This is a genomic window from Micromonospora sp. HB375 (genome assembly GCF_017872985.1).
Classification (GTDB): domain Bacteria; phylum Actinomycetota; class Actinomycetes; order Mycobacteriales; family Micromonosporaceae; genus Micromonospora; species Micromonospora chalcea.
Genome location: NZ_JAGGJO010000001.1, coordinates 3,635,893 through 3,659,079, shown reverse-complemented (window position 1 = coordinate 3,659,079; position 23,187 = coordinate 3,635,893). Strand labels below are relative to the sequence as shown.

Genomic DNA, 23,187 nt, shown 5'->3' with positions numbered 1-23,187 from the left:
CACCTCCCCGGGCGGCCTCCCGTCCGCTGTGGTTGACTGCTGCGTGGAGGCGTTCAGGCGGCTGGTGCCCCTCCCGGTCTTCAAAACCGGTGTGGTCCGGGACCCGGGCCAGGCGGGTTCGATTCCCGTCCGTCTCCGCCAAACCGTTCCCGGGAGTGCGCGATGCGTGAGGTCGACCCGCGACGGCGGGTGCCGCGCACCGACGCGCTGCTCGCCGATCCCGCGCTGGCCGCCGCCGCCGCGACGCTCGGCCGCGACCGGGTCAAGGCCGCGATCGTCCGCGCGCAGGACCGCGCCCGCCGCGGCGAGCTGACCCCCGAGCAGGTACGCGACGCGGCGCTCGCCGACCTGCCCGGCCGTACGCCACGCGCGGTGCTCAACGCCACCGGCGTCGTGCTGCACACCAACCTGGGCCGTGCCCCGCTCGCCCCGTCCGCCGTGGACGCCCTGGTCGCCGCCGCTGGGCACACCGACGTGGAGCTGGACCTGCGGACCGGCCGACGGGCCCGGCGCGGCCGGGAGGCGCTGGACGCGCTCGCCGCCGCGGTGCCCGACGCCGGGGCGGTGCACGTGGTGAACAACGGCGCGGCGGCGCTGGCACTTGCCGCCACCGCGCTCGCCGCCGGCCGGGAGATCGTGGTCAGCCGCGGTGAGCTGGTCGAGATCGGCGACGGGTTCCGCCTGCCCGACCTGCTGGCCAGCACCGGCGCGCGGCTGCGCGAGGTGGGCACCACCAACCGCACCACGCGCGCCGACTACGAAGCCGCGATCGGCGAGCACACCGGGTTCGTGCTGAAGGTGCACCCGTCGAACTTCGTGGTCACCGGCTTCACCTCGGCGGTGCCGGTCGCCGAGCTGGCCACGCTCGGCGTACCGGTGGTGGTCGACATCGGGTCGGGCCTGCTCGCGCCCGACCCGCTGCTGCCCGACGAGCCGGACGCCGCCACCACGCTGCGCGCGGGCGCGCACCTGGTCACCGCCAGCGGCGACAAGCTGCTCGGCGGCCCGCAGGCCGGTCTGCTGCTCGGCGACGCCGACCTGGTGCACCGGCTGCGCCGGCACCCCCTCGCGCGGGCGCTGCGCGTCGACAAGCTCACCCTCGCCGCGCTCGCCGCCACCCTGTACGCCCCGACCACGCCCACCCGCGACGCGCTGCACGCCGACCCGGCCCGGCTGCGGGAGCGGGTGGAACGGCTGCGGGACCGGCTCGGTGCGGACGGCTGCAAGGCCGAGGTGGTGCCCAGCGCGGCAGTCGTCGGCGGCGGCGGGGCGCCCGGCGTGGAGCTGGACTCGTGGGCGCTGAGCCTGCCCGAGCGGTACGCCGAGCCGCTGCGCGCCGGCGACCCGGCGGTCCTCGGACGGGTGCTGCAGGGCCGGCTCCTGCTGGACCTGCGCGCCGTGCCGGAGGGCGCCGACGACCGGGTCCGCGTGGCCGTGCTGAGCGTGGAGGACTGACCGGCATGTGGGTGGTGGCCACCGCCGGGCACGTCGACCACGGCAAGTCGACGCTGGTGCGGGCGCTGACCGGGATGGAACCGGACCGGTGGGCGGAGGAACGCCGCCGGGGCATGACCATCGACCTCGGCTTCGCCTGGACCACGCTGCCCTCCGGCGGCACCGTCGCCTTCGTCGACGTACCGGGGCACGAGCGGTTCGTGCCGAACATGCTCGCCGGTGTCGGCCCGGTCCCGGCCGCGCTGATCGTGGTGGCCGCCGACGAGGGCTGGATGCCGCAGTCCGCCGAGCACCTGGCCGCGCTGGACGCGCTGGGTGTGTCGTACGGGCTGCTGGCGGTGACCCGCGCGGACCTCGCCGACCCAGGGCCGGCGACGGCGCGGGCCCGCACGGAGATCGCCGCGACGTCGCTGGGCGAGGTGGAGGCGGTGCCGGTCTCCGCGGTCACCGGCGCCGGACTGCCCGAGCTGCGCGCCGCCCTGGACCGCCTGACCGCCCGGCTGCCCGACCCGGCCGCTGACGCGCCGGTGCGGCTCTGGGTGGACCGCGCGTTCACGGTACGCGGCAGCGGCACCGTGGTCACCGGCACGCTCGGCGGCGGCCGGCTGCGCGTCGGCGACGAACTGGAGCTGGCCGGCACCGGCGAGGCGGTGCGGGTACGCGGACTGCACTCCCTCGGCGCCGCGCACACCGCCGTCGAGGCGGTGGCCCGGGTCGCGGTGAACCTGCGCGGCCTGCCCCGGGACCGCGTCGGGCGCGGCGACGCGCTGCTCACACCCGGCCGGTTCGGGCGTACCGACCTGCTCGACGTGCGCCTGTCCGGCGACCCGGCCGCCGACCTGCCGGCCACGCTCATGCTGCACGCCGGCTCGGCGGCGGTGCCTGCCCGGGTCCGGCCGCTGGGCCCGGACACGGTCCGGCTGCGCCTGGCCCGGCCGCTGCCGCTGCTCATCGGGGACCGGGCGCTGCTGCGTGACCCCGGCCGGCACCACGTCTGCGGTGGCGTCACGGTGCTGGACGTGGACCCGCCGCCGCTGCGCCGCCGGGGCGCGGCAGCGGCCCGCGCGGCCGTGCTCGCCGGGCTGGACGGGCGCCCGGACCTGCACGGGGAGCTGCGCCGGCGGCTGCTGATCCGGGCCGGGGACCTGACCCGGATGGGCGTGCCGCCGACCGCGACGCCGGTGGCCGGGCAGTGGCTGGCCGACCCGGAGCACTGGCGGGACCTGGGCCGCCGCCTCACCGAGGAGGTGACCCGGTACACCGCCGAGCATCCGCTCGCCGCGGGCGTACCGGTCGACGTGCTGCGGCACCGGCTCGACCTGCCCGACCGCGCGCTGGTCACGGCGCTGCTGCGCCCGCCGCTGCGGCTGCGCGACGGCCTGGTCACCGCCGCCGGGCAGCACACGCTGCCCGATCCGGTGGCGCGGGCGGTGGACCGGGTCCGGGCCGAGTACGGCGACCGACCGTTCCAGGCGCCCGAGGCGCACCACCTGGCCGACCTCGGGCTCGGCCCCCGCGAGATCGGCGCCGCCGTCCGGGCCGGCGCGCTGCTGAAGCTCGCCGAGAACGTGGTGCTGCTCCCCGGCGCCCCGGACGACGCGGTACGCGTGCTGGCCGGGCTGCCGCAGCCGTTCACGCTCAGCGCCGCCCGGCAGGCGCTCGGCACCACCCGCCGGGTGGCGGTGCCGCTGCTGGAGCTGCTGGACCGGCGCGGCGCCACCCGGCGGCTGCCCGACGACGCCCGCGAGGTGCTCCGCCCGCCGGGCTGACGCAACAGGCGTCGCCCGCCCGCTCCGGTCACCTACCGTGACGCCATGGACCCTTCCGCGGTCTGGCGGGACAAGAACCACAAGTGGCGGATCGAGGCGTACCGCGCACCGGACCTGAGGTTCGCCATCTACGCCACGAACGGCCCCACCGAGTCGGCGCCGCTGTGGCTGTTCGGGATGGCCGCGCTGGCCCGCTGGCTGATGACCCACGCGATCTCCCTGGACGACCTGGAGACGGACTGACACCCGGACGGGGGACGGCCGCCCGATCCCCGCCCCGGGCGGCGCCGCCGGTCGTACGGTGCGGGCGTGAAGGACAGGGGACTGCGTACGTTCATCACCGTGCTGGCCGGACTGGCCGTGATCTACTTCGGCTTCTCGGGAAGCCGCGACAGCGGCGGGGAGGGCGGCGTCTCCGGCGGTGTGGTGCTGCTCGCGCTGCTCGCCGCGCTGCTGGCCTGGAACCTGACCAAGCCCGGGCCGGCCAAGTAGCGCTCTCAGCGCGCCGTGGCGGCGCTGCGGCTCACCTCGCCGGCCGACTCCTCGCCCAGCGCCACCCGCACCAGCGCCGACGCCAGCCGCCCGAAGTCGGCCTCGCCGACCAGCCCGACCAGGTCGCCGGGGCTCGCCGGCAGGCCCAGCCGTTTCGCCCCGGCCAGCGTGCGCCGGTCGGCGTACGGGCGCACGTCCGGCCACACCGACTGCGCCTCGCGCAGGAAGATGTCCGCCCCGGTGGGGCCGATGCCGGGGAACTCGGTGAGAAACCGGCGCAGCGCGGCCCGGTCGGCGCCGGCTTCCTGGTGCAGCCGGCGCAGGTCGCCGTGCCAGCGGTCCAGGCAGAGCCGGGCGCCGGTGCCGAGCATGGTCGCGGTCCGCTCGTCGTAGCGCCGGTAGTGGCCCCGGCCCAGCGCGTCGACCCGGTCCTGCCAGCTCGCCGCCTCCATCGTCTGCGGGGTGCGGTAACCGGCGGCGAACAGCTCCCGGGCGGCGGCCACCGCCACCGACGCCCGGATCCGGGTGCTCAGCAGCGTGGTGAGCACCAGCAGCTGGTAGAGCGGGCCGGGCCGGTCGGCGAGGGTGATCCCCGCCTCCTCCGCGTACGTGCGGGACTGCCGGTCCAGCAGAGCGCGCGCGACGTTGCGATCGTCTGGCATCCATCCGGCTTACCCGTCCCGGCCCCGGCCAGACCCCCGCGCCGATCCGGAATGCGCCGGGCGGCGACGGGTACGCCTGTCTGGTGCGCGGCCGACGGCCGTGCGCCCCACCGGGAAGGAGAGAGCCGTGGTCAAGCCGCAGCAGGAGGAACTGCGCCGGAACGATCTCGGCGCCACCAGCCAGGACAGCCGCAAGACGGCCACCCAGGCGGGCGGCCGTTCGCGGAGCCGGGGCACGTCGAACGCCGACGCGGGACGGCCCGTTCCGAAGGGTCAGGTGTCGCCGTACGGTCCGGCCGGTGAGCCGGTTGCCGACGACGAGAGCTAACCGCGAGCCGACGCCGGCCGCAGCCGCCGCCAGGTGGCTGCGGCCGACAGCCCGTACGCCAGGTGCGGGATCAGGTCGGAGACCCAGTCGGCGCGCCGCCAGGTACGCGGGTCGGTCACGCCCAGCACCGTCATCGAGCCGTCCGAGGTGGCCATCACCCCACCGCCGAGCAGCACCGTGGCCAGCGGCAACGGGATCCGCCGTTGTCCGGCGAGCAGACCGAACGCGGCCCCCGCGGCGATGCCTGTGGCGTACCCGAGCAGTGGCCCCAGACCGGAACGGCGGTTCGCCGCCTCGTCGCCGGGGCCCAGGTCGACGTGCGTGACGTCGGCCAGCCGTCCGGCCACCGACTCCGGGGTGCTGCTCGCCGGCCGCGCCCGCAGCGCCATGTCGAGGTAGGAGACCGCGTTGAGCACGGCGCTGCCGACGGCGCCCGCGATGGCGCCGTCGACGGCGGATGCCGCTCTCACTTCGGGTCACCCGGTTCCCGGTTGCCCTTGGGGCCGTAGGTCCGTTCGCCCCGGACCACGCCGCGTTGCCCACGGTCGTCCTGCAGGATCCGGTTGGCGACCTGGTTGGCCTCCTTGTCGGTGGCGCGCCCGGACTGCTCGACGAGGTCGCGCAGCCGTGCCCGTTGCTTGTCGTACGCGTTGCTGCCCGGACGGGGTCCTGCCATCACTGCCTCCTCGGGTCGCCGTCGGCTGACGAACCCGTCTACCCGCCCGGGCCGGGGCCAACCGTGCGCTCAGGCCGGGGCGCGGACGACAGCGACCGGGCACGCGGCGCGGTGCAGGATCCCCTGGCTCACCGAGCCGAGCAGCAAGCCGCTGAGCTCACCGCGGCCTTGCCGGCCCACCACGACCAGTTGGGCGTCCCGGGACGCCTCGGTCAGCGCTGTGACCGGGCGGGCCCGCACCGCCTCCCGGTTGATCGGCACGTCCGGCCAGCGCTCGGCGACGCCGGCGACCGACTCGGCCAGGACCCGCTCCTGCTCGTCGGCCTGCGCCGACCGGCCGCCCGGGTGGGCGTGCAGCACACGCAGCGGGGCGCCGCGGTGGGACGCCGTTTCGGCGGCGAACTCGACGGCGGCGCGGGACAGCGCGGAGCCGTCCACCCCGGCCACCACCGGGCCGGTGTCGCGGGCGGCGCCCCGGGCCACCAGCACCGGGCAGTCGGCGTACGCGGTGACCTGCAGCGCGACCGAGCCGATCACCAGCGAGGCGAACCCGCCGAGACCCCGGTCGCCGAGCACGATCAGCGCGGCGGTGGGGGACTCGCCGATCAGCACGGCGGCCGCCTCCCCGTCGATGATCTCGCCGGTGATGCGCAGCCCGCGCTCCTGCGCCTGGGCCGCGTTGACCGCGTCGGCGACCAGTTGCTCGGCCTGGTGACGCAGGCCGGCGTGCGGCGGCGCCCCGGCCGGAGCGGCCACCGGTACGCCCAGCAGCGGCCAGATGAATCCGTGGACCACCCGCAGCGGCCGGTTGCGGCGGGTGGCCTCCCGGGCGGCCAGGAGCACGGCCCGGGTCGCCGGCTCGGAGCCGTCCACCCCGACCACCACGGCCGCACCGTCAGCGGAGTTCACCAGGTACCTCCTCGTGGCCGGCGCTCCCGCGGCCAGTATCGCGGCCGGCGGGACCGGCCCGGGGCGATACCGCGCCGGTCGCCCGGTCGGTACGCTGGCGGACAGCGCCCAGGGAGGGAGGCCCGTCGATGGATCAGCCGGACGGACCGAGCACCGCCCGCATGATCGACTACTGGCTCGGCGGCCGGCACCACCGTCCGGTCGACGTCGCCGCGGCCGCCGCGTTCGAGGCGGCGTACGGGCCCTGCGCGGCGATCTTCCGCTCGCTGCGCGGTTTCCTGGGCCGGACCGTGCGCGCCATGGCCGGCGACGGCGTGGACGGCTTCCTGGTCTTCGGTGCGGGCGTGCCCACCTGCGGAAACGTGCACGAGGTCGCACCGAAGGCGACGGTCCTCTACACCGACGTCGACCCGGAGACGGTCCGGCTCGGCCAGCGCCTGCTCGCCGGCAGTGACCGCGCCGGTTACGGCTACGGCGACGCCACCGACATCGGCACCGTCGACCGGGCGCAGCTGCACCGTTTCGTGCCGGGGTGGGGGAGACGGCCGGTCGGAGTGGTGTTCCTCGGGCTGGCCGCGTTCCTGGACGACGACACGCTCGCCCGTACCCTGGACGAGTTGTACCGGGCGGTCGCGCCGGGCAGCCGGCTGGCGATCGACTTCGACAGCGAGGAGCTGGCCGGGCACCCGCAGGCGCTGGCCATGATGGGCCCGGCGTTCCGGATGCGCGCGCCCGAGCGGTTCGCGCCGCTGCTGGGCCGCTGGCGTCCCACCGACGAGGGCGTCGTGCCGGTGGCCCGGTGGCGGCCCGAGGGTGAGCCGGAGCCGGTGCCGGACGCGTTCTACGGCGCGTTGGCGCTGCGGCCGGCGGACTGAGCCGCGCCGGTCGAGGCGGGCCGTTCGGCGGTCGGGGGTCCTTCGTATGATGTTTGCTCTGTAGCAATAGTCGTCATCGGAGGATGAGCATGCCGGAGGCGTCCGGATCGGTGTCACGTGCCCTGCGCACGGCGCCACCCGACCAGCTGGTGGAGACCGCGGACGCGGTGCTGCGCCAGACGCTCGGGGCCGCGCGGGCGGAGGTGTTCGTCGCCGACTACCGCGCCAGCGGCCTCTGGCCGGTGCTCGACCCGGACGTGCCCGACGGTGGCCCGTTGCCGGCACACACCGTGGCGCAACGCTGCTTCAGCAGCCAGGAGCCGGTCCTGGACATCATCGACGACGGCCGCTGCCGGGCCTACCTGCCGCTGTCGGTGTGGGGGGAGCGGCTCGGCGTCCTGATGGTCGAGCTGCCCGGTGACCCGGACGCGGCCACAGTGGAGGCGGCGCGGGACGCCGCCGGCGAGCTGGCCGTGGCCATCCGCGCGGCCGACCGGGAGACCGACAGGTACCGCCGCGCCCGGCGGCGGGAACGGCTGAGCATGGCTGCGGAGATGCAGTGGGACCTGTTGCCGGGGCGCAGCGTGCGCCACGGCGACGCGTTGCTGGCCGGGCAGCTCGAACCGGCGTACACGGTGGGCGGTGACCACTTCGACTGGTCGGTGGACTGTGAGCGGCTCACCCTCACCGTGCTCAACGGCACCGGCAGCGGGCTGGCCGCGTCGCTGCTCACGGCGATGACGGTGAACGCCATGCGCAACGCCCGGCGTTCCGGCGGCAGCCTGGTCGAGCAGGCGGAGCTGGCCTCGGACACCATCTACTACCAGCACCGGGGCGGCCGGCACGTGGCCACGCTGCTGCTGGAGCTGGACAGCCGCCGGGGCGTGGTGCGGGCGGTGGACGCCGGTTCCCCGCAACTGCTGCGGCTGCGGGGGAGGCGGGTCACCCCGATCGCGTTGGAGCAGCAACTGCCGTTGGGCATGTTCGCCGAGACCCGGTACGACGTGCAGGAGTTCACTCTGGAGCCGGGCGATCGTCTCTTCGTGGTCAGCGACGGGGTGTACGCGGCGGAGCCCGACGGCCAGGAGCCGTACGGCGTCCGGGCCATGGCGCGCGCGATGCGGGCTACTCGGCTGCAGCCGGCGACCGAGGCAGTTGGTACGGTGATGCGCGAACTGCATGCGTACCACGCCGACGCGGATCTCCGTGACGACGCGGTCGTCGTCTGCCTGGACTGGCGCGGTTCCGGCCGGTCCGACGACGTCACGGGGCAGTGATCGGGGCGGCGGAGCGAACACGAGCGGGACGATCGCAGGGGACAGCGGGTGGAGCGACCTCCGAATCTTGCCGCGGCCATCGAGTCGGCTGCCGAGGCGCTCATCGGTGTGCTCGACTCCGCGACCTCACGGCACACCGTCAGCGTCTCGCCGACCCAGCTGCGGGTGCTGTCGCTGATCGTGTCCCATCCGGACACCAACGTGAACCGGCTGGCCGAGCTGCTGGACGTGGTCCCGTCGTCGGCGAGCCGGCTCTGTGACCGCCTGGAGGCCGTCGGCCTGCTGCGCCGGGTGGCCGACCCGCGTGACAGGCGAGAGGTGCGGCTGATCCCGACCGCGGCGGCGGACACGTTGCTGCGCGACCTGCAGCAGCGCCGGCACCGTGCGGTCCAGGCGGTGCTCGACCGGATGCCCAACCGTGCGCAGCACGAGCTGCTGCTGGCGCTCGTGGCGTTCAGTCAGGCCGCCGCGGCGGTCGCGCCGCAGGCGGGCTCCGACTCCACCGCCCGGACCGCCTGAGTCCCACCCCGGCGCTGATCCTGACCAACAGCCCGTGATGGTCAGCTAGTGTCCTAGGATGCCATAGCGGTTGTGACGGTCCCCACCCTCACAACACTGAGCAACGGCGCAGCGCGGCCAGCGGCCGGAGCGGGGGAGCCCGATATAGTGGCAGCGCAACTGAGCGGCCGGTGATCACCGGCCGCGTCGGGGGAGGTCCCAGCCCGGGATCACAGAGGGCGCCGGCGTCTGACCGGCCGGCAACGCGCACGTCCCTCCAGCGGCCGCTCGTCCGGCTGCCGGACCGTGCTGCGAAGGGAGGGTTCGGTGTCGCGTCGGCCGGCTCCAGCGGAGCACCCGGATTCCGGGGACGCCACGGTCGTGGGAGACCGCGTCCTCACGCTGCCCAACCTGATCAGCTTCGTCCGGCTCGTCGGCGTGCCGATCTTCCTCTACCTGTTCCTCGTGGTCCGCGCCGACGTCGCGGCCATCGTGGTGCTCGCCGTGGGCGGCACCAGCGACTGGGTGGACGGCTGGATCGCCCGCCGGCTGGGGCAGGTGAGCCGGCTCGGCGAACTGCTCGACCCGCTGGCCGACCGGCTCTACATCCTGGCCACGCTGCTGGCCTTCACCGCGCGGGAGGTGGTGCCCTGGCAGTTCACCGGGGCGCTGCTGGCCCGCGAGTTGCTGCTGCTGGTCTCTCTCGGGGTGCTGCGCCGCTACGGCTACGGCCCGCCGCCGGTGCACTACGTGGGCAAGACCGCCACCTTCCTGCTGCTGGCGGCGTTCCCGATCCTGCTGCTGGCCGACGCCGTGCCGGACATCGGCACCGCGGCCGGCGCGATCGGCTGGGGCCTGGGCTGGTGGGGTCTGGTCCTCTACTGGGTGGCCGGCGCGATGTACGTGGTGCAGGCGAGCCGTCTCGTACGGCAGATGCGGGCGCGGCGCGCGGAGGTGGCGGCGTGACCGGGCCGGCGTCCGGCGACGCGGAGAAGGAGCGCGACCCGTCGAGCCGGGTGTACGCGCCGGACTTCCTGACCGAGCTGTTCCGCAATCCGCTGGACCCGGGGTACGGGGACGCGGCGGCGCGCCGGGCGGCGGGTGGCATGTCGCGGGTGCGGCAGGTGCTGGGCCGCCCGGTGAGCCTGCTCGTCCTGGCGGTGATCGGGTTCCTGTTCGCGGTGGCGTACCGGGAGACGATGGCGGAGGAGCCGAGCCGGGCGACGGCGCGGGCGGGGCTGATCGCCGAGATCAAGGGGCGTGAGGCGGCGACCGACCGGTTGACCGAGCGGGCCGAGCAGTTGCGCGAGGAGGTCGGCCGGCAGCGGGACGCGGCGCTGAGCGGTTCGCAGGCGTCCCGGTTGCGCACGCTGGAGGCGGGCACCGGTCTGGCTCGGGTGCGCGGTGACGGCGTGGTGGTGCGGCTGGCCGACGCGACGGCGGACCAGGACGGCGTGACCAGCGGGGACGCGGGCCCGTCCCGGGTGCTGTACTCGGATCTGCAGAAGGTGGCCAACGCGTTGTGGGCGGCGGGCGCCGAGGCGGTGGCGGTGAACGGCCAGCGGTTGACCGCGACGTCGACGATCCGGTCGGCGGGTGAGGCGATCCTGGTGGACTACCGGCCGGTGACGGGCCCGTACGAGGTGCAGGCGATCGGGCCGCGGTCGATGCGGGACCGGTTCAACGAGAGCCGGGCGGCGGCGCTCATGCGTGAGGTGGCGCGGACGACGGGGCTGTCGTTCGGGGTGAAGCGGGTCGACGACCTCACCTTGCCGGCGGCGCCGCAGCCGCGGCTACGCTACGCCGAGCCTTCGGTCAGTCCGAGTCCGCGTCCGTCGGGTTCGGGGGCCGCCGGTTCGTCGAGTCCCGGGTCGTCCGGCCCGGGTGGTTCTTCCAGCCCCTCGGGAGGTGGCCGATGATCGCGGTGCTGGCGTTGCTCGCCGGTGTGGTGCTCGGGGTGTATCTGGACCCCACGGTGCCGGCGGCGTTGCAGCCGTATCTGCCGATCGCGGTGGTGGCCGCGTTGGACGCGGTGTTCGGTGGGGTGCGGGCGAAGCTGGACCGGATCTTCGACGACAAGCAGTTCGTGGTGTCGTTCATCTCGAACGTTCTGGTGGCGGGGCTGATCGTGTACCTGGGTGACCAGTTGGGCGTGGGTGGTCAGTTGTCCACGGGTGTGGTGGTCGTGCTCGGGGTGCGCATCTTCGGAAATGTGGCGGCGATCCGTCGGCACCTGTTCCGGGCGTAGGTTTGTGGCGATGAGTGAGGAACACAGGGAGACGGGGACGGGGTGGCCGCGTCCGGTGGAGCCGGAGCGGCCGTCGGGTCCGGCGGGTGAGCCGGATCCGCGCCCGGACGCGCCCGATCCGGACGAGTTGAGCCCGTTGGTGCCGGTGGAGCCGGCGCCGGATGAGTCGTCGGAGCCGGCGGAGCGGGAGGCGGTGCCGGAGTCCGAGCCGGAGCCGGGTGCGGTGGCGCGGCCGTCGCGGTCGCGGCGGTTCTCCTCGGCGGGTCTGATGATCGCGGTGCTGCTGGCGTTGCTGGGTTTCACGCTCGTGGTGCAGTTGAAGACGACGTCGACGGATCCGACGCTCGCGGCGACGCGGGAGGAGGATCTGGTGCGGATCTCGTCGGATCTGGATTCGCGGGAGCGGCGGCTGCGTCAGGACATCGACGCCCTGGAGGAGAGTCAGCGGCAGTTGCGCTCGGGTGAGCAGGGCCGGCAGGCGGCGCTGGAGGAGGCGACGCGGCGGGCGGACGAGCTGGGCATCCTGGCGGGTACGTTGCCGGCGGTGGGTCCGGGGCTGGAGGTGCGGTTCTCGGGGCCGGCGAAGGCGGTGTCGTCGACGCGGATCCTGGACGCGGTGCAGGAGCTGCGGGGTGCGGGCGCGGAGGCGATGCAGATCCAGGGCGCTGATGGTTCGGCGGTGCGGATCATCGCGTCGACGTATTTCGTGGACGGGGCCGATGGTGTTCTGGTGGTGGACGGGCGGCGGCTGACGGGTCCGTTTACGATCATGGTGATCGGGGATCCGGCGACGATGCGTACGGCGTTGAACATTCCTGGCGGGGTGGTCGCATCGGTGCGGGACGGCGGCGGTAACGTGACCTCCGAGGATCGTGAGGTTGTGGAGGTTTCGCAGCTGCACGCGCCGATCAAGCTGGACCACGCGCGGCCGGTTTCCTGACCGGGCGCGGCCGCGCCGGTTTTTCCGGTGCACCGATGACGAAGGACGCAGTTGGTGATTCCTGAGGATCTGCGGTACACCGCCGAGCACGAGTGGGTGGTCGGTGGTGACGGTGGTGTCGTCCGCGTCGGTATCACGCACTTCGCGCAGGACGCTCTGGGTGACATCGTGTTCGTGCAGCTGCCGGATTCCGGTTCGGTGGTGGCGGCGGGCGAGTCGCTGGGCGAGATCGAGTCGACGAAGAGCGTGTCGGAGATCTACGCGCCGTTGAGCGGCACGGTGGCGGCGCGCAACGAGGCGCTTGCCGACACCCCTGAGGTGATCAACACGGATCCGTACGGTGCGGGGTGGTTGGTGGAGATCACTCCGGATGATCCGGCGGCGGTCGAGGGGTTGTTGACCGCTGATGCGTACCGCGAGCTCACCGAGAGCTGAGTTCGTGCTGTTCCGGGCGGCGGCGTGGTTCCGCGCGTCCGGTTGCCCTGCATTTCGGCGCTGGCTAGGCTCGCCCAGTCGACCGAGAACCAATAGTTTGAGCGTTGCGGAATGCGCCTTCCCGGGCACGGGGAGCCAGCCGCCGGGTGTGGTGTTGCCCGGCGGCCAGACCCGCCATTTCCTGACGCCGACCGAACAGATCCGTGAGGTGGTCCCATGACGCGCCCAGACGACGAGTTCCCCCCGCTCGACGTCACTTCGACGCTCAATCTCGGTTCGCTCGACGAAGTGCTGGAGGGGCCGGACACCGATGTGGTGCCGAGCCGGATGTCCGGTTCTTTGCCGCCGGGTATGGCGTTGCTGGTGGTTCGCCGGGGTCCGAACGCGGGCGCCCGGTTCCTGTTGGACCACGACGTGACGACGAGTGGGCGGCACCCGGACAGTGACATCTTCCTGGACGACGTGACGGTGTCGCGTCGGCACGCGGAGTTCCACCGGGACGGTGGGACGTTCACGGTGCGGGATGTGGGCAGCCTGAACGGCACGTACGTGAATCGTGAGCGGGTCGAGGCGGCGACGTTGAGCAACGGTGACGAGGTGCAGATCGGTAAGTTCCGGGTGGTGTTCATCGCCGGTCCGCGCCCGGAGGGTGAGGCCGGCCGGGGGTGAACGAGCCTGCGGCTTCGACGCCGTCCGGGGCTGGGCGGGCGCCTGCGCTGATGAGTATCGGCGAGGTGCTGGCTCAGTTGCGGCCGGAGTTTCCGGACGTCACGATCTCGAAGTTGCGGTTCCTGGAGGCCGAGGGCCTGGTGGAGCCGCAGCGGACGCCGGCGGGTTATCGCAAGTACGGCTGGGACGATGTGGCGCGGCTGCGGTTCGTGTTGACCGCGCAGCGGGATCAGTATCTGCCGTTGCGGGTGATCCGGGAGCAGTTGGCCGAGTGGGACGGTTCTGGTCCGTCGCCGGGGCGGGGGCGGCCGAATCTGGTGGCTGTGGGTCCGGGTGGTGAGGTGCCGGGCCGGGAGCCGGTGGATTCGGTCGAGTCGTCGGAGGTGCGGCTGGACCGGGCGGGGCTGATCTCGCGTAGCGGCGTGGACGAGTCGACGCTTGCGGAGTTGGAGCGGCTCGGTGTGCTGGTGTCGGATCCGCCGGGGTGGTACGACGCGGATGCTTTGATCATCGCGAGTGCGGTGGCGGGTCTGGCGGCGTACGGGTTGGAGCCTCGGCATCTGCGGGCGTACCGGTCGGCGGCGGATCGTGAGGTTGGTTTGTTCGCGCAGCTTGTGGCGCCGTTGGCGCGGCAGAGTGATCCGGCGGCGCGGGCTCGTGCGGCGGAGACGGCGCGGGAGCTGGTGGCGTTGTCGCAGCGGTTGCACGCGGCGTTGGTGCGGGTGGGGCTGCGGTCGACGTTGGGCCGGTGAGGTTGTCGGTGGAGGGCCGGGTGTCGTGGACGCCCGGCCCTTCGTCGTGGGGTGGCGCGGAAAGATCTGGTCGGGGGAGCGTGTCGTAGGCTTGCCGGGGTAAGCCCCTCCGGCGAGGCGTGGTGCACGTAGCGTGTGGGACTCCTGTGTCCTGGTCCGTGTACCGTGCAGGGAGGGGCGCGGTGCAAGGTGACGACGACACGGAGGCGGCGGTGCGCGAGCTGAGCGTGGTCGGAGTTCGGGTGGAGTTGCCGAGCAACCAGCCGATCGTCCTGCTGCGGGAGGTCGAGGGGGACCGCTATCTGCCGATCTGGATCGGCGCGGTCGAGGCGACGGCGATCGCTTACGAGCAGCAGGGGGTCAAGCCGGCCCGGCCGTTGACGCATGATCTTCTGCGGGATGTGCTGGCGGCGTTGCAGGCGCCGTTGCGGGCGGTGGAGATCACCGAGTTGAAGGACAACGTGTTCTACGCGGATCTGCTGCTGGGTGACGGGGTGCGGGTGTCGGCGCGGCCGAGTGACTCGATCGCGTTGGCGTTGCGGGTCGGCGCTCCGATTCGTTGTGCGGAGCAGGTCCTCGGCGAGGCGGGGATCGTGATTCCGGACGAGCAGGAGGACGAGGTGGAGAAGTTCCGGGAGTTCCTGGATCAGGTGCGTCCGGAGGACTTCGCGGGTTGAGGTGTGCCCGGCCGGGTGGCCGGGGCGCGGCGGTGGTTGTCACTGTGGGTGATGGCTGGCCGCCGTGTGTCGTTGGTGCCGGGCGGTCGCGCGGCGTGTCGCGGTGTCTCCTGCGGGTGAAGTGCGGGCGGCGGCGATAGGGTTGCCGTGTCGAGGGGTGCGCGTGACGGGGAGTCGGCGCGGCACCGCCACGGACGCGGGGAGGTTGGTCCGGATGCACGAGCCGCGGGATCCTGGTCCGGGTGCGGAGCAGCAGGCGGGTGTGGGGCCTGAGTCGGTCGGTGACGGTGAGGTCGGCTACCGGGGTGTGACCGCGTGTTCGGCGGTGGGCATCAGTTACCGGCAGTTGGACTATTGGGCGCGTACGGCGCTTGTGGTGCCGAGTGTGCGTGATGCTTCGGGTTCGGGGACGTCGAGGTTGTACTCGTTCCGCGACCTGGTGGTGTTGAAGGTCGTGAAGCGGCTGCTGGACGCCGGGGTGTCGTTGCAGAACATTCGGAAGGCGATCGAGGCGTTGCGGTCGCGTGGGGTGGATGATCTTGCGGGCATCACGTTGATTTCCGACGGGACGACTGTGTATGAGTGCCGGTCGCCGGAGGAGGTGGTCGACCTGTTGCAGGGCGGCCAGGGCGTGTTCGGCATCGCGATCGGTGGGGCGTTCAAGGAGATCCAGGGTTCGTTGTCGCATCTGCCGGCGGAGCCGGTGGGTGGGCAGGAGCCGGCTGCTCCGGCGGTGGAGCCGGAGGCGGACGCGGTGGGTGACGAGCTGGCGGCGCGTCGGGCGCGGCGCCGGGCCGGGTGACCTGCGTCGCGTCTCGTTGACGGGATCGCGCCGCGCCCGAAAAGGGTGCGGCGCGATTCGTGTTTTGGTGACGGGGTGTGCTGTGCGGGGCCCGGGCGGGCCCGGTCCGGTGGTCGGGCGCGGCCCGGTCGGTGTATCCGCAGGTCGCGGCTGGTCGGTGCGCAATGTCCGAAAGGGACGGTACGCGCTGTGGGTTGACCGGGGGTGCTCGGCTGACTGCGGTGTGTTCATCGTATTCGCGGCTGTTGTTGACTGTCCGTAGTTGACGGTTCTCGGGATCGGGACAGGGGCGGCGTGAAGCGTGGTGGGGGGCGCGCTATCGTCCGTTCCGATCGTCGGCGTGTCGACGTCACGGTGGAACGCTGTGTGACTTCGCGCGCCGGACGGTGAGCCCCTGACGCGGCGCTGCCCGCGGACCCCTGGTGGAAGGACCGAGCATGACGGTGACGAGCGAGACCACCCCGATCTCCCATTACGAGCGCATCGGCGGCGCGGCGGCGGTGAAGGCCGCTGTGGAGTCGTTCTACGACAAGGTGCTGGCCGATGCGGATCTCGCGGGCTACTTCACCGGGGTGGACATGGTGGAGCAGCGGCGGCACCTGGCGCTCATGCTGGCGGTGGTGCTCGGTGGGCCGAACGAGTACGCCGGCCGTGGGCTGGCCGAGGCGCACCAGCCGTTGAACATTCCGGGTGAGCACTACGCGAAGGTCGGTGAGCACCTGACGGCGACGCTGGTGGAGCTGGGCGTGCCGGCCGACGTGATCGCCGACGTGCAGGTCGTGCTCGGGCAGGTCCGCGATCAGGTCGTGTCGGCGGGGGATGCCTGAGCGTGGACGCGGCACGGCTGAAGCAGAGCTGGTCCCTGGTCGCCGCGCACGGCGACCAGGTGCCGCTCTACTTCTATTCGACGCTGTTCCTGGCGCATCCGGAGACCCGGCAGATGTTCCCGACGAACATGGCCGGGCAGCGGGATCGTCTGGTGGCGGCCCTGGGGCATGTGGTGTCCCACGTGGACCAGGTGGATCAGCTGGTCGGGTTCCTGCGGGACCTGGGCGCGGATCACCGGAAGTTCGCGGTGCGCGCGGAGCACTATCCGGCGGTCGGTGAGGCGCTGCTGGCGACGTTGCGGCATTTCTGCGGTGAGGCGTGGACCGACGAGCTGGCGGCCGACTGGACCGCGGCGTACGGCCTGGTGGCGCAGGTGATGACCGACGGCGCGCAGGCGGCGGAGTCGCAGTCGCCGCCGTGGTGGGTGGCGGAGGTGCTGTCGCACGAGCAGCGCACGTTCGACGTGGCGGTGCTGACGGTGCGCCCGCAGTATCTGCTGCCGTTCAGGCCGGGGCAGTCGATCGGGGTGTCGCATCCGGCGGTGCGGTCGTGGCGGTACTACTCGCCGGCGAACGCGCCGCGTTCGGACGGCACGGTGGAGCTGCACGTGCGGGCCGCGCCGGGTGGCGTGGTGTCGTCGCGTCTGGTGTACGGGTGCGCGGCGGGTGATCAGATCCATCTGGCGTCGCCGGTGGGGGAGCGGTTGACGTTGTGGCAGGCCGGGTCGTCGGATCTGCTGCTGTTGGCCGCCGGGACCGGCTGGGCGCCGGTGAAGGCGCTGGTGGAGCAGGTGGCGGCGGAGGGTTCCGGGCGGCGGGTCGACCTGTATGTGGGGGCCCGTTCGCGTACGGAGTTCTACGACAGTGAGGCGATCGACAAGTTGGCGGCGACGCATCCGTGGTTGCGGGTGTCGTACGTGGCCGGATCGGATCCGCAGCGGCCGGGGGAGATGGTGCGGCTGGCCGACCGGGTGCTGGCCGACGGGGACTGGCGGTCGAGGCACGTGTATGTGTGCGGGTCCGACGAGATGGTCGGTGATTCGGTGGCGGCGCTGACCGCGGCGGGTTACCAGCCGGGCCAGCTGCACCACGAGGGTTTCGGCAAGCACTGGTACGGCCCGTCCTGGCGGACGGTGGCCGAGGGAACAGAGGTGATCCGGTGAGCGCGAGGAGTGAGCCGGGGTTGCGAGCCCCGCAGTCGCGAACAGAGGTGATCCGGTGAGCGCGAGCCCGATCAGCAGCTATGACTCGCAGCACGTGTCGGGTCCGGTGCAGGTGCGGCTGACCGCGGACCGGGTGCGTCGGTGGGAGTTCGGGTCGGCGGCGTTCACCCGGCGCGGGTACGACCCGGCGGACGTGGACCGGTTCCGGTTGCAGGTGGCCGACGAGCTGGATCTGCTGGCGGCGCAGGTGGGGGACCTGCGGGCGGAGAACGAGCGGCTCAACGACCATCTGGAGCTGCACCGGCACGGGGTGATCCCGAGCGCGGAGAAGGCGCCGGCGGCGCCGGCGGCGAAGGAGGTCAACCTGCTGTCGGCGGCGCAGCGGGAGGCCGAGCAGATCATCGCGCAGGCGCACGACTACGCGCGCCGGGTGGCCGAGTACGCCCGTACCCAGTACGAGAGTTACATGCGGGCGGCGGCGGAGGAGGCGAAGCAGGAGGCCGAGCGGGCGGTGGCGGAGTACCGCAGCGCCGCCGGGGGCAGCTTCGACGACTCGGTGGCGACGCGGGAGGCGTTGCGGATCTTCGGCGAGATGATGATCTCCCACATGCAGGCGGCGGCGCGGCATCTCGACGACGGTAGTGAGCAGTTGGCGCGCACGATGGAGCGGATCTCCCGGGAGTTGCCGGCGGCTGATGCCGGGGCAACGCCGCAGCCGGCGTTGCCCCGGCATCAGCGGTGACCGTACCGCCCGGCCTGCGGTGCGGCGGGCCGGGCGGTACGGCTCAGGTGGTGACGGCGGTGATCGCTTCGGCGATGGGCGTGTCGCCGCCGACCAGTTCGAGGGTGTGCCCGGCGGTGCCGGGGGCGTAGAGCAGGGCCAGCAGGACCCGGGCGACGTCGGCGCGGCTGATCGCGCCGCCGGTGACGTGCCGGGCCAGCGTGATGCGGCCTTCGGGTTCGTCGTCGGTGAGCCGGCCGGGCCGCAGCACCGTCACGTCGAGGTCCCGGCCGGTGATGTCGTCCTCGGCGGCTTTCTTGGCCCGCAGGTACGCCGCCCACACGTCGTCGGTGCCGTCGGCGGGTGCGTCGTCCACGCCCATGGAGGAGACCAGCAGGTAGCGGCGTACGCCGGCTTGTGCGGCGGCGTCGGCGAGCAGCACTGCGGCGCCGCGGTCGACGGTGTCCTTGCGGGCGGCGCCGCTGCCCGGTCCGGCGCCGGCGGCGAACACGACGGCGTCGGCGCCGGCCAGGTGGGCGGCGAGGGTGTCGACGTCGGTGTGTTCCAGGTCGCAGAGGACCGGTTCGGCGCCGGCGGCACGTAGCGCGGCGGCGTGGTCGGGGTTGCGGATGAGCCCGAGCGCGGTGTCTCCGCGTCCGGCCAGTTCCCGCTCCAGCAGTTTGGCGATTTTGCCGTGCCCTCCGGCGATGACGACGCGCATGCGATCAACGTAGCCCGGCCGGGCGCGCCCCGCCGGGCGTCCGGGTGGGAGGTGCGGGTCCGGCGAGGGACCATGGACGGGTGAGTGAGGCGTTCGAGGCGTTGGCGCGGCTGGTGGCCGCCGGGGACGTGGTGGTGCTCAGCGGCGCGGGCCTGTCCACCGAGTCGGGCATTCCGGACTACCGGGGGCCCAGCGGCGCGTCCCGCCGGCACACCCCGATGACGTACCAGGAGTTCACCCGGGATCCGCTGGCGCGGCGGCGGTACTGGGCGCGCAGCCACCTGGGCTGGCAGACCATCGCGCGGGCGGCGCCGAACGAGGGGCACCGGGCGGTGGCGCGGCTGCAGGCGGCCGGGCTGCTCGGCGGCATCATCACGCAGAACGTCGACGGGTTGCACACCGCCGCCGGCGCCACCGGCGTGATCGAGTTGCACGGCCGCCTCGACGAGGTGACGTGCCTGGACTGCGGCAACGCCACCGGCCGCGAGGAGCTGCACCGGCGCCTGTCGGAGGCGAACCCGGGTTTCGACGCGCGGGTGGCGCACGTCAACCCCGACGGCGACGTGGACCTGCCGGACGAGGCGGTGGCCGGGTTCCGCACGGTCGACTGCGCGCTGTGCGGCACCGGCATGCTGAAACCGGACGTGGTGTTCTTCGGCGAGACGGTGCCCGCGTCGCGGGTGGCCGACTGTTTCGCCCTGGTGGAGGGGGCCCGGGCGCTGCTGGTGCTGGGGTCGTCGTTGACGGTGATGTCGGGGCGGCGGTTCGTGCTGCGCGCGGCCCGCCACGGCATCCCGGTGGCGATCGTCAACCAGGGCGTCACCCGCGGCGACACCTACGCGGCGCTGCGCCTGGACGCGCCGCTGGGCGCCACCCTGCGCGCGCTGGCGGACCGGTGCGCGGCGGCCCCGGCGCCGGTGTGATCGACAACCCCGGGACATGAGCCGGAAACACGCCCGCTGGTAGCGTTGGGGGTGCCGGTACCACCCACGTGGGAGAGACCGCCGATCCCGGCGGCGCCGAAGGGGCAGATTCTCCCCGGAACCTCTCAGGCAAAAGGACCACGTGGGCAGGCGCTGTGGAGCGCGTCAGCGCGACTCAGGGGGAGGCCGACCCGTCGACCTCGCCCCCCAAGGAGCGCAGCGCATGACCGCAGAGCAGTTCGCCGACCGGCACATCGGCCCCGGCCCGGCCGACGAGCGCCGGATGCTGGAGGCCGTCGGTTACGGCTCCGTCGACGAGCTGATGGACGCCGCGATCCCCGAGGTGATCCGCTGGCACGGCACCCTGGACCTGCCCGCCCCGGCCAGCGAGCAGGAGGCGATCGCCGAGCTGCGCGCCCTCGCGTCGCGCAACACCGTCGCCGTGTCCATGATCGGTCTGGGTTACCACGGCACGCACACCCCGGCGGTGATCCGCCGCAACGTGCTGGAGAACCCCGCCTGGTACACCGCGTACACGCCGTACCAGCCGGAGATCAGCCAGGGCCGGCTGGAGGCGCTGCTGAACTTCCAAACCATGGTCACCGACCTGACCGGTCTGGCCACCGCGAACGCCTCGATGCTCGACGAGGGCACCGCCGCGGCCGAGGCGATGACCCTCGCGCGCCGCGCGTCCAGGAGCAAGAGCCCGGTGTACGTGGTCGACGCCGACGCGCTGCCGCAGACCGTCGCGGTGATCACCAGCCGCGCCGAGCCCCTCGGCATCGACGTGCGGGTGATCGACGTGGAGCGCGACGAGCTGCCGGCGGAGTTCTTCGGCCTGCACCTGCAGTACCCGGGCGCGTCCGGCGCGGTCCGCGACGACCGGGCGCTGGTCGACGCGGCGCACGGCGTGGGCGCGCTGGTGACGGTCGCCGCGGATCTGCTGGCGTTGACGCTGCTGCGCCCGCCGGGCGAGATCGGCGCCGACATCGCCGCCGGCACCACCCAGCGCTTCGGTGTGCCGATGGGCTTCGGCGGGCCGCACGCCGGCTACCTGGCGGTGCGCTCCGGGCTGGAGCGGATGCTGCCCGGCCGCCTGGTCGGGGTGTCCCGCGACGCCGACGGCAACCCGGCGTACCGGCTGGCGTTGCAGACCCGCGAGCAGCACATCCGCCGGGAGAAGGCGACCAGCAACATCTGCACCGCGCAGGTGCTCCTCGCCGTGATGGCCGGCATGTACGCCGTCTACCACGGCCCGGACGGGCTGCGCGCCATCGCCCGGCGTACCCACGAGGCGGCGGCGCGGCTCGCGGCCGGGCTGCGCGCCGGCGGCGTTCAGGTCGCGGACGTCGCGTTCTTCGACACCGTCACCGCGACCGTGCCGGGCCGGGCCGCCGACGTGGTGGCCGCCGCCGCGGCGCGCAACGTGAACCTGCGGCTGGTCGACGCCGACCGGGTCGGCATCTCCTGCGACGAGACCACCACGGCCGCGCACCTGCAGGCGGTGTGGGCGGCGTTCGGCGTCGACGGGTTCGACGGCGAGGTGGACGCGGCCCTGCCCGGCGGGCTGGCCCGCACGTCGGAGTTCCTCACCCACCCGGTGTTCCACAGCCACCACTCGGAGACGGCGATGCTGCGCTACCTGCGCCGCCTGGCCGACTTCGACTACGCGCTGGACCGCGGCATGATCCCGCTGGGGTCGTGCACGATGAAGCTCAACGCCACCACCGAGATGGAACCGATCACCTGGCCGGAGTTCGCGCACCTGCACCCGTTCGCGCCGAACGCGCAGACCACCGGGTACCGGGAGCTGATCGCGCAGCTGGAGGGCTGGCTGGCCGAGGTCACCGGCTACGACGCGGTCAGCGTGCAGCCCAACGCCGGGTCGCAGGGTGAGCTGGCCGGGCTGCTGGCGATCCGCGGCTACCACCGCGAGCGCGGCGAGGCCCACCGCGACGTGTGCCTGATCCCGTCGTCGGCGCACGGCACCAACGCCGCGTCCGCCGTGATGGCCGGCATGCGGGTCGTGGTGGTCGGCTGCGACGCCGACGGCAACGTTGACCTGGTCGATCTCGACGCGAAGATCGACAAGCACCGGGACGCGCTCGCCGCGATCATGGTGACGTACCCGTCGACGCACGGCGTGTACGAGACCGGCATCGCGCAGTTGTGCGCGAAGGTCCACGACGCCGGCGGTCAGGTGTACGTCGACGGCGCGAACCTCAACGCGCTGGTCGGGTTCGCCAAGCCGGGCCGGTTCGGCGCGGACGTGTCGCACCTGAACCTGCACAAGACGTTCTGCATTCCGCACGGCGGCGGCGGCCCCGGCGTCGGGCCGGTGGCGGTGCGTTCGCACCTGGCGCCGTTCCTGCCCGGCGACCCCCTCGGCGCCCGCGCCGACGGGCGGCCGGCGATCTCGGCGGCCAACCACGGGTCGGCGGGGATCCTGCCGATCCCGTGGGCGTACCTGCGGATGATGGGCGCCGACGGGCTGGCCCGCGCCACCGGCGTGGCCGTCCTGGCCGCGAACTACGTGGCGGCGCGGCTGCGTAACCACTTCCCGGTGCTGTACGCCGGCAACAAGGGCCTGGTCGCGCACGAGTGCATCCTGGACCTGCGTCCGCTGACCAAGGCCACCGGCGTGAGCGTCGACGACGTGGCGAAGCGGCTGATCGACTACGGCTTCCACGCGCCGACGATGTCGTTCCCGGTGGCCGGGACGCTGATGGTGGAGCCGACCGAGAGTGAGGACCTGGCCGAGCTGGACCGCTTCTGCGACGCGATGATCGCGATCCGGGCGGAGATCGACAAGGTCGGCTCGGGGGAGTGGCCGACGGGGGACAACCCGCTGTCCAACGCGCCGCACACCGCGGCGATGGTGTCGGCCGACGAGTGGCCGCACCCGTACCCGCGGTCGGTGGGCGCCTACCCGGCGGGCGTGGACCGGGCGGGCCGCTACTGGCCTCCGGTGCGGCGCGTCGACGGCGCGTACGGCGACCGGAACCTGGTCTGCTCGTGCCCCGCGCCGGAGGCGTTCGAGGACTGAGCGGCGAACGCCGGGGCGGTGGGCTCTCGCCGCCCCGGCCGGCGCGCCGGCCGGTCATGACCGGCGCGTACGCTCACTGACGCTGCGTGATGGCTCAGGCCACGAGAGCGTGACGGGCCGGACCCCGGTGCGGGGCGATGGTGCGTCCGTCGGGAAGCAGCTCACCGGTGTCCTCGAAGACGATGACACCGTTGCAGAGCAGGCTCCAGCCCTGCTCAGGGAAGCAGGCGAGGACGCGGGCGGCCTCGCGGTCGGTCGCGTCGGCGGAGGGGCAGGTGGGCTGGTGCTGACACATCGGGTTCTCCGGACTGTGGGGGCACTG

General features: G+C 73.5%; 28 protein-coding genes, 1 tRNA gene and 1 riboswitch. Of the genes, 23 read left to right on the top strand and 6 right to left on the bottom strand.

The features are described from left to right. Positions 1-45: 45 nt before the first annotated feature. From J3R08_RS16780 to J3R08_RS16760, 5 genes are all read left to right on the top strand, one after another. A tRNA-Sec gene (locus tag J3R08_RS16780) sits at positions 46-141 on the top strand. 21 nt (positions 142-162) lie between these two features. After that, on the top strand, positions 163-1,455 hold the full coding sequence (gene selA / locus J3R08_RS16775) for an L-seryl-tRNA(Sec) selenium transferase (RefSeq protein WP_140946323.1): 1,293 nt from the start codon (positions 163-165) through the stop codon (positions 1,453-1,455). 5 nt (positions 1,456-1,460) lie between these two features. Then, positions 1,461-3,224, top strand: a complete 1,764-nt coding sequence (gene selB, locus J3R08_RS16770) for a selenocysteine-specific translation elongation factor (RefSeq protein WP_113974169.1) — start codon at positions 1,461-1,463, stop codon at positions 3,222-3,224. Between the two features lie 45 nt (positions 3,225-3,269). Then, positions 3,270-3,467, top strand: a complete 198-nt coding sequence (locus J3R08_RS16765; protein WP_030503909.1) for a hypothetical protein — start codon at positions 3,270-3,272, stop codon at positions 3,465-3,467. Between the two features lie 66 nt (positions 3,468-3,533). Continuing rightward, complete coding sequence (locus J3R08_RS16760) at positions 3,534-3,716, top strand: hypothetical protein (RefSeq protein WP_043323969.1); 183 nt, start codon at positions 3,534-3,536, stop codon at positions 3,714-3,716. Between the two features lie 5 nt (positions 3,717-3,721). Here the strand turns inward: J3R08_RS16760 and J3R08_RS16755 are convergent, their stop codons facing one another. Further along, positions 3,722-4,378: a hypothetical protein gene (locus J3R08_RS16755; RefSeq protein WP_043323971.1), complete on the bottom strand. Its 657-nt coding sequence runs from the start codon at positions 4,376-4,378 to the stop codon at positions 3,722-3,724. 127 nt (positions 4,379-4,505) lie between these two features. On the opposite strand from J3R08_RS16755, the gene J3R08_RS16750 reads away from it, so the two are divergent. Further along, positions 4,506-4,706, top strand: a complete 201-nt coding sequence (locus tag J3R08_RS16750) for a hypothetical protein (RefSeq protein WP_043323973.1) — start codon at positions 4,506-4,508, stop codon at positions 4,704-4,706. On the opposite strand, the gene J3R08_RS16745 is transcribed toward J3R08_RS16750, so the two are convergent. The 3 genes from J3R08_RS16745 to J3R08_RS16735 form a co-directional block, all read right to left on the bottom strand. Next, entirely contained in the window at positions 4,703-5,176 is a 474-nt protein-coding gene (locus J3R08_RS16745; protein WP_043323975.1) for a hypothetical protein, read from the bottom strand. The two genes, J3R08_RS16750 and J3R08_RS16745, sit on opposite strands and share 4 nt — an antisense overlap. Next, positions 5,173-5,382: a hypothetical protein gene (locus J3R08_RS16740; protein ID WP_030503913.1), complete on the bottom strand. Its 210-nt coding sequence runs from the start codon at positions 5,380-5,382 to the stop codon at positions 5,173-5,175. Before J3R08_RS16740 ends, J3R08_RS16745 begins: the two co-directional genes overlap by 4 nt. A gap of 69 nt (positions 5,383-5,451) precedes the next feature. Next, entirely contained in the window at positions 5,452-6,291 is an 840-nt protein-coding gene (locus tag J3R08_RS16735; RefSeq protein WP_064445938.1) for a universal stress protein, read from the bottom strand. Between the two features lie 128 nt (positions 6,292-6,419). Here J3R08_RS16735 and J3R08_RS16730 point away from each other — a divergent pair, with 128 nt between their 5' ends. The 15 genes from J3R08_RS16730 (at position 6,420) to J3R08_RS32475 (ending at position 18,196) form a co-directional block, all read left to right on the top strand. Beyond that, positions 6,420-7,166 carry an SAM-dependent methyltransferase gene (locus tag J3R08_RS16730; RefSeq protein WP_043323979.1) on the top strand — a complete coding sequence of 249 codons (747 nt, stop codon included), beginning with the start codon at positions 6,420-6,422 and terminating at the stop codon, positions 7,164-7,166. A gap of 89 nt (positions 7,167-7,255) precedes the next feature. Beyond that, positions 7,256-8,443: a PP2C family protein-serine/threonine phosphatase gene (locus J3R08_RS16725; RefSeq protein ID WP_043323981.1), complete on the top strand. Its 1,188-nt coding sequence runs from the start codon at positions 7,256-7,258 to the stop codon at positions 8,441-8,443. 48 nt (positions 8,444-8,491) lie between these two features. Continuing rightward, positions 8,492-8,962 carry a MarR family transcriptional regulator gene (locus J3R08_RS16720; protein ID WP_043323983.1) on the top strand — a complete coding sequence of 157 codons (471 nt, stop codon included), beginning with the start codon at positions 8,492-8,494 and terminating at the stop codon, positions 8,960-8,962. Between the two features lie 306 nt (positions 8,963-9,268). After that, on the top strand, positions 9,269-9,907 hold the full coding sequence (locus J3R08_RS16715; RefSeq protein ID WP_043323984.1) for a CDP-alcohol phosphatidyltransferase family protein: 639 nt from the start codon (positions 9,269-9,271) through the stop codon (positions 9,905-9,907). Then, positions 9,904-10,860 (top strand): DUF881 domain-containing protein, encoded by a 957-nt coding sequence (locus J3R08_RS16710; protein WP_043323986.1) that lies wholly within the window; start codon positions 9,904-9,906, stop codon positions 10,858-10,860. Before J3R08_RS16715 ends, J3R08_RS16710 begins: the two co-directional genes overlap by 4 nt. After that, complete coding sequence (locus J3R08_RS16705) at positions 10,857-11,189, top strand: small basic family protein (RefSeq protein ID WP_007071104.1); 333 nt, start codon at positions 10,857-10,859, stop codon at positions 11,187-11,189. The genes J3R08_RS16710 and J3R08_RS16705 overlap by 4 nt, the downstream gene beginning before the upstream one ends. A gap of 10 nt (positions 11,190-11,199) precedes the next feature. Beyond that, positions 11,200-12,129, top strand: a complete 930-nt coding sequence (locus tag J3R08_RS16700) for a DUF881 domain-containing protein (protein WP_209964268.1) — start codon at positions 11,200-11,202, stop codon at positions 12,127-12,129. A gap of 54 nt (positions 12,130-12,183) precedes the next feature. Beyond that, on the top strand, positions 12,184-12,564 hold the full coding sequence (gcvH, locus tag J3R08_RS16695) for a glycine cleavage system protein GcvH (protein ID WP_043330119.1): 381 nt from the start codon (positions 12,184-12,186) through the stop codon (positions 12,562-12,564). Between the two features lie 216 nt (positions 12,565-12,780). After that, a complete protein-coding gene (locus J3R08_RS16690; RefSeq protein ID WP_030503922.1) occupies positions 12,781-13,233 on the top strand; it encodes an FHA domain-containing protein in 453 nt (150 codons plus the stop codon). A gap of 50 nt (positions 13,234-13,283) precedes the next feature. Then, the gene (locus J3R08_RS16685; RefSeq protein ID WP_176722889.1) at positions 13,284-13,985 is read left to right on the top strand and encodes a MerR family transcriptional regulator; all 702 of its coding nucleotides are present in this window, start codon (positions 13,284-13,286) and stop codon (positions 13,983-13,985) included. 212 nt (positions 13,986-14,197) lie between these two features. Continuing rightward, a complete protein-coding gene (locus J3R08_RS16680; RefSeq protein ID WP_043330120.1) occupies positions 14,198-14,662 on the top strand; it encodes a bifunctional nuclease family protein in 465 nt (154 codons plus the stop codon). Between the two features lie 214 nt (positions 14,663-14,876). Then, complete coding sequence (locus tag J3R08_RS16675) at positions 14,877-15,464, top strand: MerR family transcriptional regulator (RefSeq protein WP_064446489.1); 588 nt, start codon at positions 14,877-14,879, stop codon at positions 15,462-15,464. 437 nt (positions 15,465-15,901) lie between these two features. After that, positions 15,902-16,291 carry a group 1 truncated hemoglobin gene (locus tag J3R08_RS16670; protein WP_064445941.1) on the top strand — a complete coding sequence of 130 codons (390 nt, stop codon included), beginning with the start codon at positions 15,902-15,904 and terminating at the stop codon, positions 16,289-16,291. A gap of 2 nt (positions 16,292-16,293) precedes the next feature. Further along, positions 16,294-17,454: a globin domain-containing protein gene (locus tag J3R08_RS16665; RefSeq protein ID WP_064445942.1), complete on the top strand. Its 1,161-nt coding sequence runs from the start codon at positions 16,294-16,296 to the stop codon at positions 17,452-17,454. Between the two features lie 55 nt (positions 17,455-17,509). Continuing rightward, a complete protein-coding gene (locus tag J3R08_RS32475) occupies positions 17,510-18,196 on the top strand; it encodes a DivIVA domain-containing protein (protein WP_209961950.1) in 687 nt (228 codons plus the stop codon). Positions 18,197-18,239: 43 nt separating this feature from the next. Here the strand turns inward: J3R08_RS32475 and J3R08_RS16655 are convergent, their stop codons facing one another. Beyond that, complete coding sequence (locus tag J3R08_RS16655) at positions 18,240-18,896, bottom strand: NAD(P)H-binding protein (protein WP_043323996.1); 657 nt, start codon at positions 18,894-18,896, stop codon at positions 18,240-18,242. Positions 18,897-18,976: 80 nt separating this feature from the next. On the opposite strand from J3R08_RS16655, the gene J3R08_RS16650 reads away from it, so the two are divergent. Together J3R08_RS16650 and gcvP are read left to right on the top strand one after the other, a co-directional pair. After that, positions 18,977-19,819: an NAD-dependent protein deacetylase gene (locus tag J3R08_RS16650; protein ID WP_064445944.1), complete on the top strand. Its 843-nt coding sequence runs from the start codon at positions 18,977-18,979 to the stop codon at positions 19,817-19,819. A gap of 59 nt (positions 19,820-19,878) precedes the next feature. Continuing rightward, positions 19,879-19,970, top strand: a riboswitch (glycine riboswitch). A 72-nt stretch (positions 19,971-20,042) separates the two neighbouring features. After that, entirely contained in the window at positions 20,043-22,865 is a 2,823-nt protein-coding gene (gene gcvP, locus J3R08_RS16645; RefSeq protein WP_209961948.1) for an aminomethyl-transferring glycine dehydrogenase, read from the top strand. Between the two features lie 94 nt (positions 22,866-22,959). Here the strand turns inward: gcvP and J3R08_RS16640 are convergent, their stop codons facing one another. Beyond that, positions 22,960-23,160, bottom strand: a complete 201-nt coding sequence (locus J3R08_RS16640) for a DUF5999 family protein (protein ID WP_013286363.1) — start codon at positions 23,158-23,160, stop codon at positions 22,960-22,962. Positions 23,161-23,187: the final 27 nt, after the last annotated feature.

Coding starts and splice junctions, on each gene's coding strand:
- selA (WP_140946323.1), top strand. CDS start 163: ATGCGTGAGGTCGACCCGCGACGGCGGGTGCCGCGCACCGACGCGCTG.
- selB (WP_113974169.1), top strand. CDS start 1,461: ATGTGGGTGGTGGCCACCGCCGGGCACGTCGACCACGGCAAGTCGACG.
- J3R08_RS16765 (WP_030503909.1), top strand. CDS start 3,270: ATGGACCCTTCCGCGGTCTGGCGGGACAAGAACCACAAGTGGCGGATC.
- J3R08_RS16755 (WP_043323971.1), bottom strand. CDS start 4,378: ATGCCAGACGATCGCAACGTCGCGCGCGCTCTGCTGGACCGGCAGTCC.
- J3R08_RS16740 (WP_030503913.1), bottom strand. CDS start 5,382: ATGGCAGGACCCCGTCCGGGCAGCAACGCGTACGACAAGCAACGGGCA.
- J3R08_RS16730 (WP_043323979.1), top strand. CDS start 6,420: ATGGATCAGCCGGACGGACCGAGCACCGCCCGCATGATCGACTACTGG.
- J3R08_RS16725 (WP_043323981.1), top strand. CDS start 7,256: ATGCCGGAGGCGTCCGGATCGGTGTCACGTGCCCTGCGCACGGCGCCA.
- J3R08_RS16705 (WP_007071104.1), top strand. CDS start 10,857: ATGATCGCGGTGCTGGCGTTGCTCGCCGGTGTGGTGCTCGGGGTGTAT.
- J3R08_RS16700 (WP_209964268.1), top strand. CDS start 11,200: ATGAGTGAGGAACACAGGGAGACGGGGACGGGGTGGCCGCGTCCGGTG.
- J3R08_RS16690 (WP_030503922.1), top strand. CDS start 12,781: ATGACGCGCCCAGACGACGAGTTCCCCCCGCTCGACGTCACTTCGACG.
- J3R08_RS16685 (WP_176722889.1), top strand. CDS start 13,284: ATGAGTATCGGCGAGGTGCTGGCTCAGTTGCGGCCGGAGTTTCCGGAC.
- J3R08_RS16675 (WP_064446489.1), top strand. CDS start 14,877: ATGCACGAGCCGCGGGATCCTGGTCCGGGTGCGGAGCAGCAGGCGGGT.
- J3R08_RS16670 (WP_064445941.1), top strand. CDS start 15,902: ATGACGGTGACGAGCGAGACCACCCCGATCTCCCATTACGAGCGCATC.
- J3R08_RS16655 (WP_043323996.1), bottom strand. CDS start 18,896: ATGCGCGTCGTCATCGCCGGAGGGCACGGCAAAATCGCCAAACTGCTG.
- gcvP (WP_209961948.1), top strand. CDS start 20,043: ATGACCGCAGAGCAGTTCGCCGACCGGCACATCGGCCCCGGCCCGGCC.
- J3R08_RS16640 (WP_013286363.1), bottom strand. CDS start 23,160: ATGTGTCAGCACCAGCCCACCTGCCCCTCCGCCGACGCGACCGACCGC.